A 17,552-nucleotide genomic window follows, 5' to 3' on the forward strand; every position below is an offset into this window, starting at 1 on the left:
ATGGACGCTACTCAAAAGGAGGCCGCACACCGAGCGGCTTCCGATGCTGAACTGATCTGCTGGGTCGACGAGCAGGACCACCTGCTCGGCCACCTGGTCAGGTCCGACCTGCGCCAGCGCGGCTTGATTGGCCGCTGCACGTTTATCTTCCTGTTCAATTCCAAAGGCGAGTTGTGTGTGCACCGGCGCACGCTCAGCAAGGCGTTGTATCCAGGGTATTGGGATACGGCGGCGGGTGGGATGGTGGCCGAAGGTGAGAGTTATGCCGTTTCGGCAGCCCGCGAGCTGGAAGAGGAATTGGGCGTCAGCGGTGTGCCCTTGACCGAACATGACTATTTCTATTTTGAGGATGGCGACAGTCGGCTTTGGTGCAAATCCTACTCTGCCGTCTGGGACGGCCCCCTGCGCCTGCAGCCCGAGGAGGTCATGGAAGCGCGGTTTTTAAGCATCGAAATCATCCAGCAAGAGGCCGAACAAAAGCCCTACTGCCCGGACGCCCAGGAAGGCTTGCGGCGCTATCTGGCCTCGCGTCGCTAAAGTTGCAAAAAATGGCGCCATTTGGCTCTTAGCAAGTCGGCTTTTTGCCGTTACACTGCGCGCCTTTTCACCCGAACCACATTAGCGGTTCGGTAGCGCTGCCCCTGCCTGAGTGGGGCTTCGCGGTCGGTCACCGCCTTGTGCGGCGCCGATCAGTCTTCATCCTCCCAAGAGGATTGCCGGTGGCCAAAAAAGCCGCATCCTTCGCCGCCCTTGGTGGCCTGGTATTTTCCACCGACGCAGGTCGACACTGCCCGGACTGTCGTCAGCCCGTGGATTCGTGCACCTGCAAACAGACCCTGATCCCTGAAGGCGACGGTATTGCCCGCGTGCGTCGCGAGAGCAAAGGCCGTGGCGGCAAGACGGTGACCACCATCACCGGCGTGCCCCTGGCTGAAGAGGCCCTGAAGGAATTGGCCACCTCGCTGAAAAAGCGCTGTGGCACCGGTGGCGCGTTGAAAGACGGGGTTATCGAGATCCAGGGCGATCACGTCGAGTTGCTGTTGGCCGAGCTGATCAAGCTCGGGTACAAGGCCAAGAAGTCCGGCGGCTGAAAGCCTCTTCCCAACCTGTGGCTAAACTCTGTCCTGCCAGTGGGGTCTACTTCCCTTGCAGGCAAATCGTCATTTTCATTCTTTAGACTGCGCCAGCCTCCGCGAGAGGTGGCGCCTTCGCCTTCATTTATAGGGGACTTCGATGTCCGTACGACGCACACGCAAAGACGATGGCAGCCAATGGACAGTTGCGGACAGCCGCAGTGTTTACGGGATTCGCCATTGGGGGGCCGGGTATTTCGCGATCAATGAAGCCGGTCGCGTAGAAGTTCGTCCGAACGGCCCGAACAGCACGCCCGTCGACCTGTACGAGCAAGTCGATGAGCTGCGCAAAAGCGGCCTGTCGTTGCCGCTGTTGGTACGCTTCCCCGATATCCTGCAAGACCGCGTGCGCCAATTGACCGGTGCCTTCGATGCCAACATCGAACGCCTGGAATACCAGAGCAAGTACACCGCGCTGTACCCGATCAAGGTGAACCAGCAAGAAGCGGTGATCGAGAACATCATTGCCACCCAGAACGTCTCCATCGGCCTGGAAGCCGGCTCCAAGCCTGAGCTGCTGGCCGTGCTGGCCCTGGCGCCGAAGGGCGGCACCATCGTCTGCAACGGTTATAAAGACCGTGAGTTCATCCGCCTGGCGCTGATGGGCCAGAAGCTCGGCCACAACGTGTTCATCGTGATCGAGAAAGAGTCCGAGGTGGGGCTGGTGATCGAAGAGGCGGCGAGCCTCAAGGTCAAGCCGCAGGTGGGCCTGCGTGTGCGCCTGTCGTCCCTGGCATCGAGCAAGTGGGCGGACACCGGTGGCGAGAAATCCAAATTCGGCTTATCCGCAGCGCAGCTGCTGTCAGTGGTCGAGCGCTTCCGCGCGGCCGGCCTGGACCAGGGCATCCGCCTGCTGCACTTCCACATGGGCTCGCAGATCGCCAACCTGGCCGACTACCAGCACGGGTTCAAGGAAGCCATTCGTTACTACGGCGAACTGCGCAACCTCGGCTTGCCGGTGGACCACATCGACGTCGGCGGTGGCCTGGGCGTGGACTACGACGGCACCCACTCGCGCAACGCCAGTTCGATCAACTACGACATGGACGACTACGCCGGCGTGGTAGTGGGCATGCTCAAGGAATTCTGCGACGCGCAGAGCCTGCCGCATCCGAACATCTTCTCCGAAAGCGGCCGTTCCCTGACCGCTCACCACGCCATGCTGGTGGTACAGGTCACTGACGTCGAGAAGCACAACGACGAAATCCCGACCATTGAAAACAAGGAAAGCCTGCCCGAAACCGTGCAATGGCTGGTGGACCTGCTGGGCCCGACCGACATCGAGATGGTCACCGAAACCTACTGGCGCGCCACCCACTACATGAGCGATGTGGCGGCCCAGTACGCCGACGGCAAGCTGACCCTGGCCGAAAAAGCCCTGGCCGAACAGTGCTACTTCGCGGTGTGCCGTCGCCTGCACAACTCGTTGAAAGCCCGCCAGCGTTCGCACCGCCAGGTGCTGGACGAACTCAACGACAAGCTGGCCGACAAGTACATCTGCAACTTCTCGGTATTCCAGAGCTTGCCGGATACCTGGGCCATCGGCCAGGTCCTGCCTATTCTGCCGCTGCACCGCCTCGACGAAGAGCCGCTGCGCCGCGCCGTGCTGCAAGACCTGACCTGCGACTCCGACGGCAAGATCAAGCAATACGTCGACGAGCAAAGCATCGAAACCAGCCTGCCGGTGCACGGCTTGAACGAAGGCGAGGACTACCTGCTGGGGATCTTCCTGGTCGGCGCCTATCAGGAAATCCTGGGCGACATGCACAACCTGTTCGGTGACACCGACTCGGTGAACATCTACCAGCGTGAAGACGGTTCGGTGTACAGCGCCGGGATCGAGACCCACGACACCATCGAAGACATGCTGCGCTATGTGCACTTGTCGCCGGAGGAGTTGATGACTCATTACCGGGACAAGTGCGCCAGTGCGAAGATCTCGGCCTCGGAGCGCACCCAGTTCCTGGATGCGTTGCGCCTGGGCCTGACCCGTTCTTCGTACCTGTCCTCGTAATAAAAATGTGGGAGCGGGCTTGCCCGCGATGGCGGAGTGTCAGGCAACCGTTAGGGGGCTGACCCACCGCCATCGCAGGCAAGCCAGCTCCCACATTTGGGTCTGCGTTCCTTCAGTTCCCGCCCAGCCACAGCCCTTGCCGATTCAAGTGCCAGGCAATTGCCCACAGCGTCAGGCTGCGCACCGCCATGAACAGCAGGAAGGTGATCCACAATCCGTGGTTACCCAGGCCCTGCAACGCCCAGGCAATCGGCAGTACCAGCAGCACCGTCAGCAACATCCCATTGCGCATCTCCCGCGCGCGCGTTGCGCCGATAAACAAGCCATCGAGCAAATAACTCCACACCGCAATCAACGGCAATACCGCAAGGTAGGGCAGGTAGATATCGGCGGTTTCGCGCACGCTGGGGATATCGGTTTGCATGGCGATAAATAGATGGCCGCCGAAGGTGAACAGCAGGGCGAAGCCGATGCTGGCGATCAGTGACCAACCGCAGGCCACGACTAATGAGCGACGCAACGCCTGCCGGTCACGGGCGCCGATGGCGTGGCCGCAGAGGGCTTCGACCGCGTGGGCCAAGCCATCCAATGCGTGAGCCGTCAGTAACAGGCCGTTAAGCAGCAGCGCATTGGCTGCCACAGTGGCATCGCCCAGCCGCGCACCTTGCACCGTGATCATGAAAAATACCGACTGCAAGGCGAGGCTGCGAATAAAGATGTCGCGGTTCACCGCCAGCAACGGGCGCCAGCTTTGCCACAGTTTCAACGCGGCCCAGGCGATATGCCCCGGATAGGCGCGCAGGGCTTTTTGCGTGAGCGCCAGGCCGAGCAGGGCGCCGGTCCATTCCGCGATCACCGAGGCACGGGCGGAGCCGACCACGCCCCAGTCCAGGCCAAGTACAAACCACAGGTTAAGCGCAATGTTGACCAGGTTGGTGGTCAGCAGAATCGCCAACGGCGCCCGCGCATTCTGAGTGCCGAGGAACCAGCCGACCAGCGCATAGCTGGCGAGGGCGGCTGGCAGACCGAACAGACGGGTGTGGAAAAACTCGCGGGTCAGTTGGTTCAATTCAGGGGAGGGCTGCATCCATTCCAAAGCCAGGTGGCTCAGGGGAATACCGACCGTGCCCAGCAACATCGCCAACCCCAGCGCCAACAGCAGGCCTTGCAACAGGATTTGCCGCAGCGCCGCGCCATCGTTGCGCCCGGCGGCTTGGGCGGCGAAGCCGGTGGAACCCATGCGCAGGAAACCCATGGCCCAGGCGAGGAAGGTATACAGGCTGGCGCCGACAGCCACGGCGCCCAGTTGATGGGCGTGGGGCAGGTGGCCGATGACCATGCTGTCCACCAGGGCCACCAAGGGCACCGAGATATTCGACAGGATCATCGGCGCGGCCAGGGCCCAGACGCGGCGGTGGGTAGGGCGGTGGCGCCAGTCGGACAATAAGGTGGACATGCAGTCTCCTTCGGGGGAGCGGCATTGTACCCGGCCATCAGTTGCACAGCAGGCCCAATGTGGGAGCTGGCTTGCCTGCGATGACGGACTCTTTGCCAACTCATCCGGTGACTGACCCACCGCTATCGCAGGCAAGCCAGCTCCCACATTTTGATCTTGATCGCCAATGGTTGTGGGATTTGGCTTGGCTTCATGCCCCACCAAGAACCAACCGCCCCTCCGTCGGTCAATGTGACCGGTGCCGCAGCGGCTTGGTCGGCGCTGATATATAGTTCACCCCTCGGTTCCCTCTGACTATGAGTGCCCCATGCTTAACAACGGACTGTTCCTGGCCTGCGCGCTGGCCCTGCTGAGCGCTTGCGATTCTTCCGATAAACCCGCTGCACCGCCTGCGCCCACTGTGGCGGCAGCGCCGAAGCCGGTGAAAGCTGCGGTGGACGTGGCAGCGTTGAAGCAACGCTATGCCGGGCGCGAGCTGAGCGTGGTGGACGTGTCCGAGGTGCAGTTGGACGGGGCCAGCACCTTGTCGGTGAGCTTTTCCATTCCTCTGGATCCGGATCAGAAGTTCGCCGACAAGCTGCACCTGGTAGACAGCAAGTCCGGCAAGGTCGATGGCGCCTGGGAACTGTCCGATAACCTGATGGAATTGCGCCTGCGCCACCTTGAGCCGCAGCGCAAGCTGGTGCTGACCGTGGACGCCGGGGTGAAGGCAGTCAACGGCAACACCCTCGCCGCCGAATACAACGCCCGCCTGGAAACCCGCGACCTGCAAGCCACCGTCGGCTTCGCCAGCCGCGGCACCCTGTTGCCGACGCGCCTGGCCGAGGGCCTGCCGGTGATCGCGTTGAACGTCGACAAGATCGACGTGGAATTCTTCCGGATCAAACCCGAATCCCTGCCGTCATTCCTGGCGCAGTGGGGGCGTAATACCAGCCTGCAAAGCTATGAGTCCCGTGAACTGCTGCCAATGGCCGAGCTGGTCTACGGCGGGCGTTTCGACCTGAACCCGGCGCGCAATACCCGCGAAACCCTGCTGCTGCCGATTGCCGGCCTCAAGCAGTTGCAGCAGCCGGGCGTGTACCTGGCGGTGATGCGTGCTTCGGGCACCTACAACTATTCGCAACCGGCCACCCTGTTCACCTTGAGTGATATCGGTCTGTCGGTGCACCGCTATGCCAATCGCCTGGATGTGTTTACCCAGGCGTTGGAAGGCGGTAAGGCACTCAACGGCGTCGAACTGGAAATCCTCGATGCCGAAGGCCGTGTGCTCGGACAGGGCAAGACCGAAGACGGTGGCCACGCCGAGTTGCCACTGCCGAAAAAAGCCCAGGTGTTACTGGCCAAGCAGGGCGAGCAAACCAGCCTGCTGCGCCTGGACAGCGCCGCGCTGGACCTCGCCGAGTTCGATATCGGCGGGCAGCCCTCTCACCCGTTGCAGTTCTTTGTGTTCGGCCCGCGTGACCTGTATCGCCCCGGCGAAACCGTGCTGCTCAACGCGCTGTTGCGTGACAAGGATGGCAAGGCGGTAAAGCCGCAACCGGTCAGCGTCGAAGTACGGCGCCCGGATGAACAGGTGAGCCGCAAGTTCGTGTGGGAGGCCGACGCGTCCGGCCTGTATCAATACCCGTTGCAACTGGCCGGCGAGGCGCCGACCGGTCGCTGGCAGTTGGTATTCGACCTCGGTGACGGCAAGCCGCAACTGTATGAATTTCTCGTCGAAGACTTCCTGCCCGAACGCCTGGCGCTGGAACTCAAGGGCAGTGACACGGCGTTGAGCCCGGCGGATAACCCGGTCATCCAGGTCAACGGTCGTTACCTCTACGGCGCGCCCGCGTCCGGTAACCGCGTCAGTGGCCAGGTGTACGTGCGCCCACTGCGTGAGGCGGTCAAATCCCTGCCGGGCTACCAGTTCGGTTCCGTCACGGAAGAAGAGCTGAGCCAGGATTTCGAGCTGGACGAAAGCGTACTCGACGCCAATGGCGAGCAAGCGCTGACCCTGGAAAGCAAGTGGGCCGAGGCCAAATCGCCGTTGCAACTGATCGTGCAAGCCAGCCTGCAAGAGTCCGGCGGGCGGCCGATTACCCGGCGCCTGGTGCAGCCGATCTGGCCGGCCGAGCAGTTGCCGGGCCTGCGTGGCCTGTTTGATGGCAAGGAAACCAACGGCGATGGCCCGGTGGAATTCGAAGTGCTGGTGGCCAACCAGGACGGTCAGAAACTGGCCGCACAAGACCTCAAGGTGCGCCTGGTGCGTGAGCGCCGCGACTACTACTGGAACTACTCGGAGAATGACGGCTGGAGCTACCACTTCAACGAGAAATTCCTCAATCTCGATGAGCAGAGCCTGAACATCAAGGCTGGCGACACCGCCAAGGTCAGCTTCCAGGTGGAGTGGGGCCCTTACCGCGTGGAGGTCGAAGACCCGCAGACCGGGCTGGTCAGCAGCCTGCGTTTCTGGGCCGGCTACCAGGCCCAGGACAACACCGAAGGCGGTGCCGTGCGCCCCGACCAGGTCAAGCTGGCGTTGGACAAACCCGCCTATGGTGATGGCGACACCGCCAACGTCACCGTCACGCCACCGGCTGCCGGTAAAGGCTACCTGTTGGTGGAGTCTGCCGAAGGGCCGCTGTGGTGGCAGGAAATCGACGTGCCGGCCGAAGGCAAAAGCTTTGCGGTGAAGCTCGACCCGAAATGGTCGCGCCACGATCTGTATGTAAGCGCCCTGGTGATTCGTCCGGGCGAGCGCAAAGCCAACATCACGCCTAAACGCGCCGTGGGCTTGCTGCACCTGCCGCTGGATCGTACCCAGCGCAAACTCGGCCTGACCCTCACCGCGCCAGAAAAAATGCGCCCCAAACAACCGCTGACGGTGAAGATCGCCGCCAAAAACGCCGATGGCAGCGTGCCCCAACAGGTGCACGTACTGCTGGCGGCGGTGGATGTGGGCATCCTCAATATCACCGAATACCCAACGCCCGATCCGTACGCCAGCCTGTTTGGCCGCAAAGCCTATGGCGTCGACCAATTCGACATCTATGGGCAACTGATCGAAGCCGGTCAAGGGCGCCTGGCCAGCCTGGCATTTGGTGGCGACGCGGCATTGGCCAAAGGCGGCAAGCGCCCGGACACCAGCGTTACCATCGTTGCCCTGCAAAGCGCCCCGGTGACTCTGAACGACAAAGGCGAGGGTGAAGTCAGCGTCAATATTCCCGACTTCAACGGCGAACTGCGCCTGATGGCCCAAGCCTGGAGCGATGATCGCTACAGTATGGCCGAAGGCAAGACCGTGATCGCCGCCCCGCTGATTGCCGAGTTGTCGGCGCCGCGCTTCCTGGCAGGAGGCGACCAGACCACCTTGGCCCTGGACCTCTCCAACCTGTCGGGCAAGGCCCAGAAACTCGATGTGCAATTGACCGCGCAAGGTCAGCTGCAGTTGGTCAACAGTGGCGCGCAATCGGTTGAGCTCAAGCAAGGTCAGCGCACCACCCTGCGTATTCCGGTACAAGCCTGGGGCGGGCTCGGCCAGGGCAAGGTCACGGTCACCGTCAACGGCCTGGACTTGCCGGGTGAAAACCTGCCGCCGTTCAGCCGCGAATGGACCTTGGGCGTACGCCCGGCGTACCCGGCCTTGCTCAAGCATTACCGCGCAGTGCTCAAGGATCAGCCGTGGAGCTTGCCGTCGGGCGCACTGGATCAATTCGATGCATCGGGACGTGAGGCGTTGTTGAGCCTGTCGAGCCGGCCGCCGTTGAACCTGGGCGCGCAGATCAGTGCACTCAAGGCGTACCCCTACGGTTGCCTGGAGCAAACCGCCAGTGGCTTGTACCCGTCGCTGTACGCCGACGACGCGCTGCTCAAGCGCCTGAGTATCAAGGGCGAGCCGGATGCCGAGCGCAAGCGCAAGATCGAGTTGGGCATTGAGCGCCTGCTGGGCATGCAGCGCTACAACGGCAGCTTTGGTTTGTGGGGCGCCGATGGCGAGGAAGAATATTGGCTGACCGCCTATGTCACCGACTTCCTGCTGCGCGCCCGCGACCAGGGTTTTGCCGTCCCGCCTGAAGCCTTGAAGAAGGCCAGCGAGCGCCTGTTGCGGTATGTGCAGGAACGTAATCTGATCGAGGTGGATTACAGCGACAACGCCGAACACACCCGGTTTGCCGTGCAGGCGTATGCCGGCATGGTGTTGGCGCGCAGTCAGCAGGCGCCATTGGGCGCGTTGCGCAGCCTGTTCGAACGGCGCAGCGACGCACGCTCCGGCTTGCCGCTGGTGCAGTTGGCCATTGCCCTGCAGAAAATGGGTGACCAGCCCCGTGCAGATCAGGCGTTGTTGGCCGGCTTGGCGGCGCAGCGCAATGCCAATGAGTGGCTGGCCGACTACGGCAGCCCGTTGCGCGACCAGGCGATGATCCTGGCATTGCTGGAGGAGAACGACTTGGCCAAGGGCCAGCGCGAGGAGCGGTTGTTCACCTTGTCGGATCAGTTGGCCGCCAGCCCGTACCTGTCGACCCAGGAGCGTAATTCCCTGTTCCTGGCTGGGCGCCTCGGGTTCGCCAAGCCGCAAGCGAACTGGCAAGTGTCGCTCACCGGCAGCGGCGGTGTGCGTGAGTTGAACAACCAGCAATCGACGTTGGAGTTGGACGGCAAGTTGTTGTCCAGCGACCTGGCCTTGAGCAATCAGGGTGAAGCGCCGGTGTACCAGCAATTGACGGTCTCGGGTTATCCACACGTGCCGCCAGCGGCCGGTGGCAACAACCTGAGTATCCGCCGCGAATACCTGGGCATGAACGGCCAGCCGTTGAACCTGCGTAACCTCAACAGCGGTGATCTGGTACTGGTGCACTTGGCGGTCAGCGCCAAGCAACGGGTGCCGGATGCCCTGGTGGTCGACCTGTTGCCTGCCGGCCTGGAACTGGAAAACCAGAACCTGGCCCAAAGCGCGGCGAGCCTGGAGAACGCCAGCAGCCAGGTGAAGGAGTGGCGTGAGTCGATGCAGAATGCCTCGCTCAAGCATCAGGAGTTCAGGGACGATCGCTATGTGGCCGCGATGAATCTGGATGGCTATGGCACCACGCACTTGCTGTACCTGGCGCGCGCGGTGACACCGGGAACCTACCGCGTGCCGCCGCCGCAGGTAGAGTCGATGTATCGGCCGAACTGGCAGGCAGTGGGTGAGACGCCAGTGGATATGGTGATCAAGGGCCGCTGAAAGCCACTGTAGGAGCGAGCTTGCTCGCGAAAAACGTCAACGATAACGCGGGTTTCCTGGATTAACGCGGCGTCTGTGAGTTTTTCGCGAGCAAGCTCGCTCCTACAGAGGAGAATCGAGTGGTTGTAATGTCAGTGTACGACCCAGCTCAGCAACCACAGCCCCAGCATCAGCCAGATGATCCCGACGATAATCGAGGCCCGCATAAAGGCGCGTACCGCCGAGTAAAGGAACAGCAGGCCGACGATCAGGGTGATGATGCTGATGATCGACGTGTCCATGCCCAAGGTGCGTGACAAACCGTCGATAAAGTTGCCGCCGGCGTGGGTCAAGGCCCCGAACAAACCGCTGAGCCCGTCGACGATAAAACGGATGACGGAACCGAGCGCCTGGCCCAACCATTCGAAAAAGCTTTCTACCTGCATGTGCGTGTCCTGATGAGAAGGTGGGCGTAACTGTGCCTTTGGTTGTCGATAACGCAGGCGAGTTCCCTGCAAGCATAGAGGTTTGCCCGTTTGAGTTTTAGTTTAATCACGTCCGGATGTACGCGGCCCAATGTGGGAGTTGGCTTGCCGGCGATAGCGGTGGGGCAGTTGTGGATAAGTTGACTGATCCTGCGCTATCGCAGGCAAGCCAGCTCCCACAGTTATTGCGCTGGGCTTTGGGTTGTGTGGTGTTGGTGGTTGCCCTGCTATGGCTGGCCGATCGTATCTGGCCCTTACCCCTGCCCCAGGACGACCTGGCCCGGGTGGTGCTGGCCGAAGATGGCACACCCCTGTGGCGATTTGCCGATGCCAATGGCGTATGGCGCTATCCGGTACACACTAGCGAAGTTTCGCCTTATTACCTCGACGCGCTGCTCACCTATGAAGACCGTTGGTTCTACCAGCACCCCGGCGTAAACCCGTTGGCGCTGGTGCGTGCGACCTGGCAAAACCTGAGCGGCGCGCGCGTGGTCTCCGGCGGCAGCACCTTGTCGATGCAAGTGGCGCGCCTGCTCGACCCGCACTCACGCACCCTGCACGGCAAGTTACGCCAGCTGTGGCGTACCGCGCAGTTGGAGTGGCACCTGTCCAAGGACGAAATCCTCAACCTGTACCTCAACCGTGCGCCTTTCGGCGGCACGCTGCAGGGCGTGGCGGCGGCGAGCTGGGCCTACCTGGGCAAGTCGCCGTCACAGCTGACCCACGCCGAAGCCGCTTTGCTCGCGGTGTTGCCCCAGGCGCCAAGCCGTTTGCGCCCGGACCGTCATCCGCAGCGCGCCCAGGAGGCCCGCGACAAAGTGCTGCGCCGCCTGGCCGAGTTTCAGGTATGGCCGCAATCGGCGGTTGATGAAGCCCTGGAAGAACCCCTGCTGCTCGCCCCACGCCTGGAACCTAGCCTGGCGCCTCTGCTCGCACGCCGGCTGAACCGCCCCGACAGCCCGCCGCTGATTCGCACCACCCTGGATGCCACCCTGCAACGCCGTCTGGAAGACCTGTTGCTGGGCTGGCGCGCACGCCTGCCGGAACACACCTCGGCGGCCATCCTGGTGGTGGAAGAAGAAAGCATGGCGGTGCGCGCCTACCTGGGGTCGGTGGATATCAACGACACCAAGCGCTTTGGCCATGTGGACATGATCAGCGCACTGCGTTCGCCCGGTTCCACCTTGAAACCTTTTCTCTACGGGATGGCGTTGGACGACGGCCTGATTCACTCTGAATCCCTCTTGCAGGATGTGCCTCGACGCTATGGTGACTACCGCCCTGGCAACTTTTCCATGGGCTTTACCGGGGCAGTGCCGGCGAGCACGGCGTTGTCCAGCTCGTTGAACCTGCCGGCGGTGCAACTGCTGGAAGCCTACGGGCCCAAGCGCTTTGCCGCGCAGATGCGCATCGGTGGCATGCCGTTGGCGTTGCCGGCATTGGCCGAGCCGAACCTGGCGCTGATCCTCGGCGGCGCGGGCAGTCGCCTGGAAGATCTGGTGAGCGGCTACAGCGCCCTGGCCCGCGATGGCAAGAGCGCCACCCTGCGGTTACAGCCGGACGATACGCTCAGGGAGCGGCCGTTGCTGTCGCCCGGCGCCGCATGGATTGTGCGGCGCATCCTCAGCGGCCAGGCGCGGCCCGACCGCGACCCGCGTGCCGAGCTGGTCCAACGCCCGGTGCTGGCGTGGAAGACCGGTACCAGCTATGGCTTTCGCGATGCCTGGGCGATTGGCGTAGGCCCGCGTTACCTGATCGGCGTATGGATCGGCCGGCCCGATGGCACGCCGGTACCGGGGCAGTTCGGCCTGGCGTCGGCAGCGCCGTTGATGTTGCAGGTGCATGACGTGCTGACCAACCGCGACAGCCAGCGCGGCATCAGTGCGCCGGTCAAACCGGTGCCTGCCAATATCGGCGTGGCGGCGATCTGTTGGCCGCTGGGCCAGCCCATGAGCCGCAGCGACCCCAACTGCCGCCGCCAGCGTTTTGCCTGGACCCTGGACAACACCACGCCGCCGACCTTGCAGGCATTGGATCAACCCTTGAGTGTGGGCTTGATGGAAAGCATCTGGGTTAACACCAAAGGCTTGCGGGTCGATGCCCATTGTCCTGGCGCAACCTCCAAAAGCATTGCCCTATGGCCGGCACCGCTGGAGCCTTGGTTACCCAGGGTTGAACGCCGCGAAGCGCGCATCCCGGCGGCTGACCCGGACTGCCCGCCACCGGCGCTGGCCGCGTCATCGCCGTTGTCCATCGTAGGCGTACGCGAGGGCGATCAATTGCGTCTGCCCGCTGCCAGTCAGCAAGCCTTGCGCCTGAACATCTCCGCCCTGGGCGGCAGTGGCCGGCGTTGGTGGTTCCTCAATGGTGCGCCGTTGGGCGACAGCGCCAATCAGGACAGCATCAATGCCAGTTTTGAACGGCTGGGCCGTTATCAGCTCAGCGTATTGGATGAAGCCGGTCAAACCGCCAGGCTCGAATTCAGCGTTGTCGACTGATCGCTGATCGTTCCCACGCTCTGCGTGGGAACGCCGCCTGGGACGCTCCGCGTCCCGTCATGGGGTAAGCTATACCCATTCAGGAGCCCGCGCATGAACCTCGAACACCTCACCGAACGGCTGCACCGCATTCGCGATACCAATGACTGGAAACAGTTTCACAGCCCGAAAAACCTGGCCATGGCTGCCAGCGTGGAAATGGCCGAGCTGGTGGAAATCTTCCAATGGCTCACCGAAGACCAATCCCGCCAGCTGCCCGCCGATAAACTCGCCCATGCGGGCCAGGAGGTCGGTGATATCGTCCTGTACCTGCTGCTGCTGTGCAGTGAACTGGGCCTGGATATGAACGAAGTGGTGCGCGCCAAACTGGCCGATAGCGAACGGCGGTTTGCCCATGAGTGATCGTCATTTCGACCAGTTGGCCACGCGCTTTGCCGAAAAGATCTACGGCGGCGCCAAGGGCGCGATTCGCCTGGCGGTGCTCCAGGCCGACCTGGTAGAAGCCTTGCCGCAACGCCCATTGCGCGTGCTGGATATCGGTGCAGGCCTGGGGCATATGTCGCTGTGGCTGGCCGAGCAGGGCCACGAGGTAACCCTGGCCGAACCCGCTGCGCCGATGCTTGAAGGGGCGCGTCAGCGCTTTGCTGACGCCGGCCAGACCGCGACCTTTATTCATGCACCGTGGCAGGACTTGCTCGGCCAACTCACCGAGCCTTACGATCTGGTGCTGTGTCATGCCGTGCTGGAGTGGTTGGCCGAGCCCCACGCCATCCTGCCGGTGCTGCACCAACTGACGCTGCCGGGGGGCTGGTTGTCCCTGGCCTTCTACAACCGTGATGCGTTGATCTACCGCAACCTGCTCAAAGGCCACTTCCGCAAAATGCGCAAGAACGACATGGCCGGCGAAAAGCAGAGCCTGACGCCGCAACAACCCCTGGACCCACGGGAGTTGGCGACGCAACTCGAAGGGCTGTGGCAGGTCGAAAGCCAAAGTGGCGTGCGGGTGTTCCACGACTATATGCCGGTGGAATTCCAGGCGCGCGCCAACCTGCAGGACTTGTTGGAGATGGAGCTCGCTCACCGTCGTCACCCAAGCTTTGCCGGGCTTGGGCGATATTTGCACTGGATCTGCCGCCCGGTTTAAGCGGCCCAGCGTGGGAGGTCGACATGCGTCGTCTCGGTTTAATCCTGTTGTCTTTAGGTCTTGGGGCTTGTTCGAGCCCCAACCCTTACGTCGCCAGTTCGGCACCGATGCCGCCGGCGCCCGCCCAGGCGGCCACTACCTTTGATGCCAGCGCTTACCCCGCGCCGGTACGCGACTATGGCGCCTACCGCAGTTGGGGCTGGCTCAACGGCCAGTTGCCGGCGGGTACGGCCTGGGCCGATTCGGCGCAGATTGCCGAGGCGGTCAGCAGCGCTCTCGACCAGCGTGGCTTGCGTCCCTTGCATGACAAGCGTGCGCCCGACCTGCTGGTGAGCGCTGATGTACGCCTGGAAAAACGCCTGCGCCAGGTCCAGGATGATTACGGGTATGGCTACGGTGGCTACAACCGTTATGGCAATGGTTATGGCATGTACAACAGCGTGCCTGTGGTGCGTACCTATGAAGTGACAGTGGCCGTGGCGCGTATCAGCCTGTTCGATGCGCGCACCCGCCAGCCGGTGTGGAGCACCAGCGCCGAAACCACCAGCCAGGGCAGCCTGAGCGAACGCGCCGATAGCTTGCGCAAGGCGATGCAGAAGGCAATGGCCGCCTATCCACCCAGTTAGCAGCTATTCTCATTACAGGCCCACGTTGTTTTTTGGAGAGCACCATGCTTCGTCGCATCGCTGCACTTGCTGTTGTCATGTTGCTGGGCGGTTGCCAGAGCAACCAGGTCAACCATGATTTCGACGCCAGCCGAGACTTCGGCGCCTATCGCAATTGGGCCTGGAAAGACCCGGCGTTGCAGTACCGTCCCGATGACCCGCGAATCAAGAGCGACCTCACCGAGCAACGCATCCGCCAGGCCGTGGGCGAACAGCTGGATCAGCGCGGTTTGCGTCCTGCGGCGGCGGGTACCAAGGCAGACCTGAATGTGCAGGCCTATTTGATTGTCGAAGACCGCCAGCAGCAAGTCACCACCAACTATGGCGGTGCCTGGGGCGGCCCGTGGAATGGTTATTGGGGCGCGCCGATGTACAACGAAACGCGCAATATCACCTACAAAGTGGCGACCATCCAGATCGACCTGCTCGACGGCAAGGACGGCAAACTGGTGTGGCGCGGCAGCGACGAACAAATGATGGCCAGCACGCCAAACCCCGAGGATCGCAACAAGGCCATCCGCAGCACTGTGACCAAGATCCTCTCCAACTACCCGCCGCGCTGATCTCCCTGTAGGAGCGAGCAAGCTCGCTCCTACAGTACTAGGGCATCTCCGCCAGTCGCCAATGTGGCGAGTTGCCAGCAACCTGTCGAAGCCTTGTCTACACTCCAGTGCAACGGAGAGTTAGCGCAGGAGTGCTTCGATGTCTCCCCGATTCGGTTCCAGACAGCGTGGTGCAATAGGCTTGATGGCGGCAGGCACCTTGGCCTTGGCTCTGGTGTTCACGTTGCTGGCGGTCGACAGCGGGCGCTTGTATCTGGAAAAGCGCAAGCTGCAATCCGTCGCCGACACCTCGGCGTTGGAAGCCGCTGGTCTGGGTGGCCAGTGCGGTACCAACACCACCGCGAACGCCTATGCCACGCAAAATGCGGCGCGCAACGGTTTTGTGGTCGGTAATGGCAGCACCCTGGCGGTGACATGCGGCACCCTGGCGACCAACGCCCTCAACACCCGTGTGTTCAGCGCCGATGCCACCAAGAGTGACGCAATCCGCGTGGTGGCCTCGCGCACCGTCCTGACCAGCATCGCCAATGGCCTGTGGAACCTGTTCAGCGGCGCGCCGATCAACCCGCAGATCAACTTGAGCGCCACCGCCGTCGCGGCGACACCGCCGCCCGTGGCGCAGTTGTCGATCCGCAGCAGCCTGGCCAGCGTCGATTCAGGCAAATCCCCGCTGCTCAACCTGGTGATCGGCAACCTGCTCGGCGGCAACCTTTCGCTCACGGCGGCGGGTTGGAACGGCTTGCTGCAGACCAACGTCAACCTGCTCAGTTACCTCGACCAACTAGCGATCAACCTGAACGTGAAGGCCGGTGACTACGATGCCTTGCTCAGTACCGCGGTCTCGGCGACTCAACTGATCGACGCTGCTGTGAAGGTCTTGCAGAAAAACGGCGCGGCGGCCACGGCGGTCATCAATGACGTGATTTCGATTCAAGCCATTGCACCTAACAGCAAGCTGTTAACGGTGGGAGACCTGGTCGACATCGCCACCGGCACGCCGACAGCGGCGCTGAACAGCAACGTGCAATTGTTTCAACTGCTGGAAGCGGTAGCGCAGTTGTCCAGTAGCAAGAATGCGGTGAGTGCGGCGGCGCAGGTCGCGATTCCGCTAGTGGGCAATGTGTCGATCCAGACCAAGGTCATCGAACCGCCGCAGCTGTCGGCCATTGGCAATCCAGCGTTGGCGAAGAAGGGCTTATTGAATACCCCGCCGACCGATCAGATTTTTGTACGCACTGCGCAAGTGCGTACGTTGGTGACTGTACAGGCGCCGATCATCAAGGCGGTTTCTGGCGTGGCGTCCATATTGTCAGGCCTGGGCACGCCGGTGTCCCAGGTGGTCAAGGGCTTGTTGAATCTCAACCTGCCGGCGGTGGTTGGCGGTGTGTTGTGCCTGGTGGCCTGCAATGTGGCTGACGTCGATGTCACAACATCGCTAGGCATTTACATCGAAGCCGGCAGTGCGCAAACCAATGTCACGGATTTCAATTGCGACTCGCCGGCTTCCAAGTCCTTGACAGTGAAAACCACCACGTCCCTGGCTACCTTGGCCGTCGGTACGGTGGATCCGGCGGCGGCTTTTTCTTCCTCCGCAGCAGTCAATGTACAGCCCGTCAGATTGATCGATTTTGGCGAGCGCTACTGCGTCGTCCTGACGCTGCTGTGCAGCCCCAACCGTACACCCAATGTGGGTGGCGGTTTGCTGTTGAAAGCCAACTCCACCATTGCCGCGCAAACCAGCACGATGGTGTTTGCGCCGGTGGCCGAGATGAATGCGCCGCCCACCTACAAGTTCGCGCCGGGTACCGCCAATATCGTCGGCAGCCTGGCGGCGACCCTTAATGGCTTGCAGGTGACTTATGCACCGCCCAGCGGCAGTGTTTCCAATGGTGCGCTGGCAGGGGTTGCCGGGCTGTTGGCGACTATCACTACGGCGGTGGTGGGGTTGATCCAGAACGTGCTGTCGCCGATTCTCGACCCTGTCGTCAACACTTTACTCAGCGCCTTGGGCATCAACCTGGGTAACGCCGAAGTCGGTGCCAATCTCTCTTGCCATATGGGCCGGGCTTATCTGGTGATTTAGCCTGTTGGTCTATCTGACGCGCCGCGTTCCAAATGTGGGAGCTGGCTTGCCTGCGATGGCGGCCTGACAGCCGACGCCGATCTGGCTGACACCCCGCGTTCCAAATGTGGGAGCTGGCTTGCCTGCGATAGCAGCCTGACAGCCGACACAGGTATACCGAGTACATATCCATTCCCGCGGTAACGGCCACTTATGGTTCCGCTTTTACAGCGGCTCACTTTTGAAAAGCCCAAAAGTAAGCAAAAGGCTCTTGCCCCACCACTCGGCACCTCGCTTAGGCTCGGTGTGCCCGCAATCCGCCAGTGATTTGGGGGGGCGCCGCCACGCGC

Annotated in this window: 12 protein-coding genes; 10 read left to right on the forward strand and 2 right to left on the reverse strand. The window is 62.2% G+C overall.

The features are described 5' to 3' along the window. From BT199_RS15655 to speA, 3 genes are all read left to right on the forward strand, one after another. Positions 1 to 537: an NUDIX hydrolase gene (locus tag BT199_RS15655; protein ID WP_072434918.1), complete on the forward strand. Its 537-nt coding sequence runs from the start codon at positions 1 to 3 to the stop codon at positions 535 to 537. A gap of 182 nt (positions 538 to 719) precedes the next feature. Further along, positions 720 to 1,091: a translation initiation factor Sui1 gene (locus BT199_RS15660; RefSeq protein ID WP_003188201.1), complete on the forward strand. Its 372-nt coding sequence runs from the start codon at positions 720 to 722 to the stop codon at positions 1,089 to 1,091. Between the two features lie 142 nt (positions 1,092 to 1,233). Next, positions 1,234 to 3,147, forward strand: coding sequence for an arginine decarboxylase (gene speA / locus BT199_RS15665; RefSeq protein ID WP_003188203.1), 1,914 nt, complete (start codon positions 1,234 to 1,236; stop codon positions 3,145 to 3,147). Between the two features lie 112 nt (positions 3,148 to 3,259). On the opposite strand, the gene BT199_RS15670 is transcribed toward speA, so the two are convergent. After that, a complete protein-coding gene (locus BT199_RS15670) occupies positions 3,260 to 4,603 on the reverse strand; it encodes an MATE family efflux transporter (protein ID WP_072434919.1) in 1,344 nt (447 codons plus the stop codon). Positions 4,604 to 4,910: 307 nt separating this feature from the next. Here BT199_RS15670 and BT199_RS15675 point away from each other — a divergent pair, with 307 nt between their 5' ends. After that, a complete protein-coding gene (locus tag BT199_RS15675; protein ID WP_072434920.1) occupies positions 4,911 to 9,806 on the forward strand; it encodes an alpha-2-macroglobulin family protein in 4,896 nt (1,631 codons plus the stop codon). A 131-nt stretch (positions 9,807 to 9,937) separates the two neighbouring features. Here the strand turns inward: BT199_RS15675 and BT199_RS15680 are convergent, their stop codons facing one another. Beyond that, on the reverse strand, positions 9,938 to 10,231 hold the full coding sequence (locus BT199_RS15680; protein ID WP_003188208.1) for a hypothetical protein: 294 nt from the start codon (positions 10,229 to 10,231) through the stop codon (positions 9,938 to 9,940). Between the two features lie 224 nt (positions 10,232 to 10,455). Here BT199_RS15680 and pbpC point away from each other — a divergent pair, with 224 nt between their 5' ends. From pbpC to BT199_RS15710, 6 genes are all read left to right on the forward strand, one after another. Then, complete coding sequence (pbpC, locus tag BT199_RS15685; protein ID WP_072434922.1) at positions 10,456 to 12,768, forward strand: peptidoglycan glycosyltransferase PbpC; 2,313 nt, start codon at positions 10,456 to 10,458, stop codon at positions 12,766 to 12,768. Between the two features lie 93 nt (positions 12,769 to 12,861). Then, positions 12,862 to 13,170, forward strand: coding sequence for a MazG-like family protein (locus BT199_RS15690; protein ID WP_003188211.1), 309 nt, complete (start codon positions 12,862 to 12,864; stop codon positions 13,168 to 13,170). Then, positions 13,163 to 13,912 carry a methyltransferase gene (locus BT199_RS15695; protein ID WP_014716739.1) on the forward strand — a complete coding sequence of 250 codons (750 nt, stop codon included), beginning with the start codon at positions 13,163 to 13,165 and terminating at the stop codon, positions 13,910 to 13,912. The genes BT199_RS15690 and BT199_RS15695 overlap by 8 nt, the downstream gene beginning before the upstream one ends. A gap of 23 nt (positions 13,913 to 13,935) precedes the next feature. Beyond that, positions 13,936 to 14,538: a DUF4136 domain-containing protein gene (locus BT199_RS15700; protein ID WP_014716740.1), complete on the forward strand. Its 603-nt coding sequence runs from the start codon at positions 13,936 to 13,938 to the stop codon at positions 14,536 to 14,538. 44 nt (positions 14,539 to 14,582) lie between these two features. Continuing rightward, positions 14,583 to 15,140 (forward strand): DUF4136 domain-containing protein, encoded by a 558-nt coding sequence (locus BT199_RS15705; protein ID WP_014716741.1) that lies wholly within the window; start codon positions 14,583 to 14,585, stop codon positions 15,138 to 15,140. A 139-nt stretch (positions 15,141 to 15,279) separates the two neighbouring features. Then, complete coding sequence (locus BT199_RS15710) at positions 15,280 to 17,223, forward strand: pilus assembly protein TadG-related protein (protein WP_072434924.1); 1,944 nt, start codon at positions 15,280 to 15,282, stop codon at positions 17,221 to 17,223. Positions 17,224 to 17,552 lie beyond the last annotated feature (329 nt).

It is taken from the genome of Pseudomonas sp. NFR02 (assembly GCF_900119375.1).
GTDB lineage: Bacteria > Pseudomonadota > Gammaproteobacteria > Pseudomonadales > Pseudomonadaceae > Aquipseudomonas > Aquipseudomonas paracarnis.

What these genes read in the sequence shown, in the direction of transcription:
- BT199_RS15705 (WP_014716741.1), top strand. Translation starts at nt 14,583, where the DNA reads ATGCTTCGTCGCATCGCTGCACTTGCTGTTGTCATGTTGCTGGGCGGT.
- BT199_RS15700 (WP_014716740.1), top strand. Translation starts at nt 13,936, where the DNA reads ATGCGTCGTCTCGGTTTAATCCTGTTGTCTTTAGGTCTTGGGGCTTGT.
- BT199_RS15655 (WP_072434918.1), top strand. Translation starts at nt 1, where the DNA reads ATGGACGCTACTCAAAAGGAGGCCGCACACCGAGCGGCTTCCGATGCT.
- BT199_RS15675 (WP_072434920.1), top strand. Translation starts at nt 4,911, where the DNA reads ATGCTTAACAACGGACTGTTCCTGGCCTGCGCGCTGGCCCTGCTGAGC.
- BT199_RS15710 (WP_072434924.1), top strand. Translation starts at nt 15,280, where the DNA reads ATGTCTCCCCGATTCGGTTCCAGACAGCGTGGTGCAATAGGCTTGATG.
- BT199_RS15695 (WP_014716739.1), top strand. Translation starts at nt 13,163, where the DNA reads ATGAGTGATCGTCATTTCGACCAGTTGGCCACGCGCTTTGCCGAAAAG.
- BT199_RS15670 (WP_072434919.1), bottom strand. Translation starts at nt 4,603, where the DNA reads ATGTCCACCTTATTGTCCGACTGGCGCCACCGCCCTACCCACCGCCGC.
- speA (WP_003188203.1), top strand. Translation starts at nt 1,234, where the DNA reads ATGTCCGTACGACGCACACGCAAAGACGATGGCAGCCAATGGACAGTT.
- BT199_RS15690 (WP_003188211.1), top strand. Translation starts at nt 12,862, where the DNA reads ATGAACCTCGAACACCTCACCGAACGGCTGCACCGCATTCGCGATACC.
- BT199_RS15680 (WP_003188208.1), bottom strand. Translation starts at nt 10,231, where the DNA reads ATGCAGGTAGAAAGCTTTTTCGAATGGTTGGGCCAGGCGCTCGGTTCC.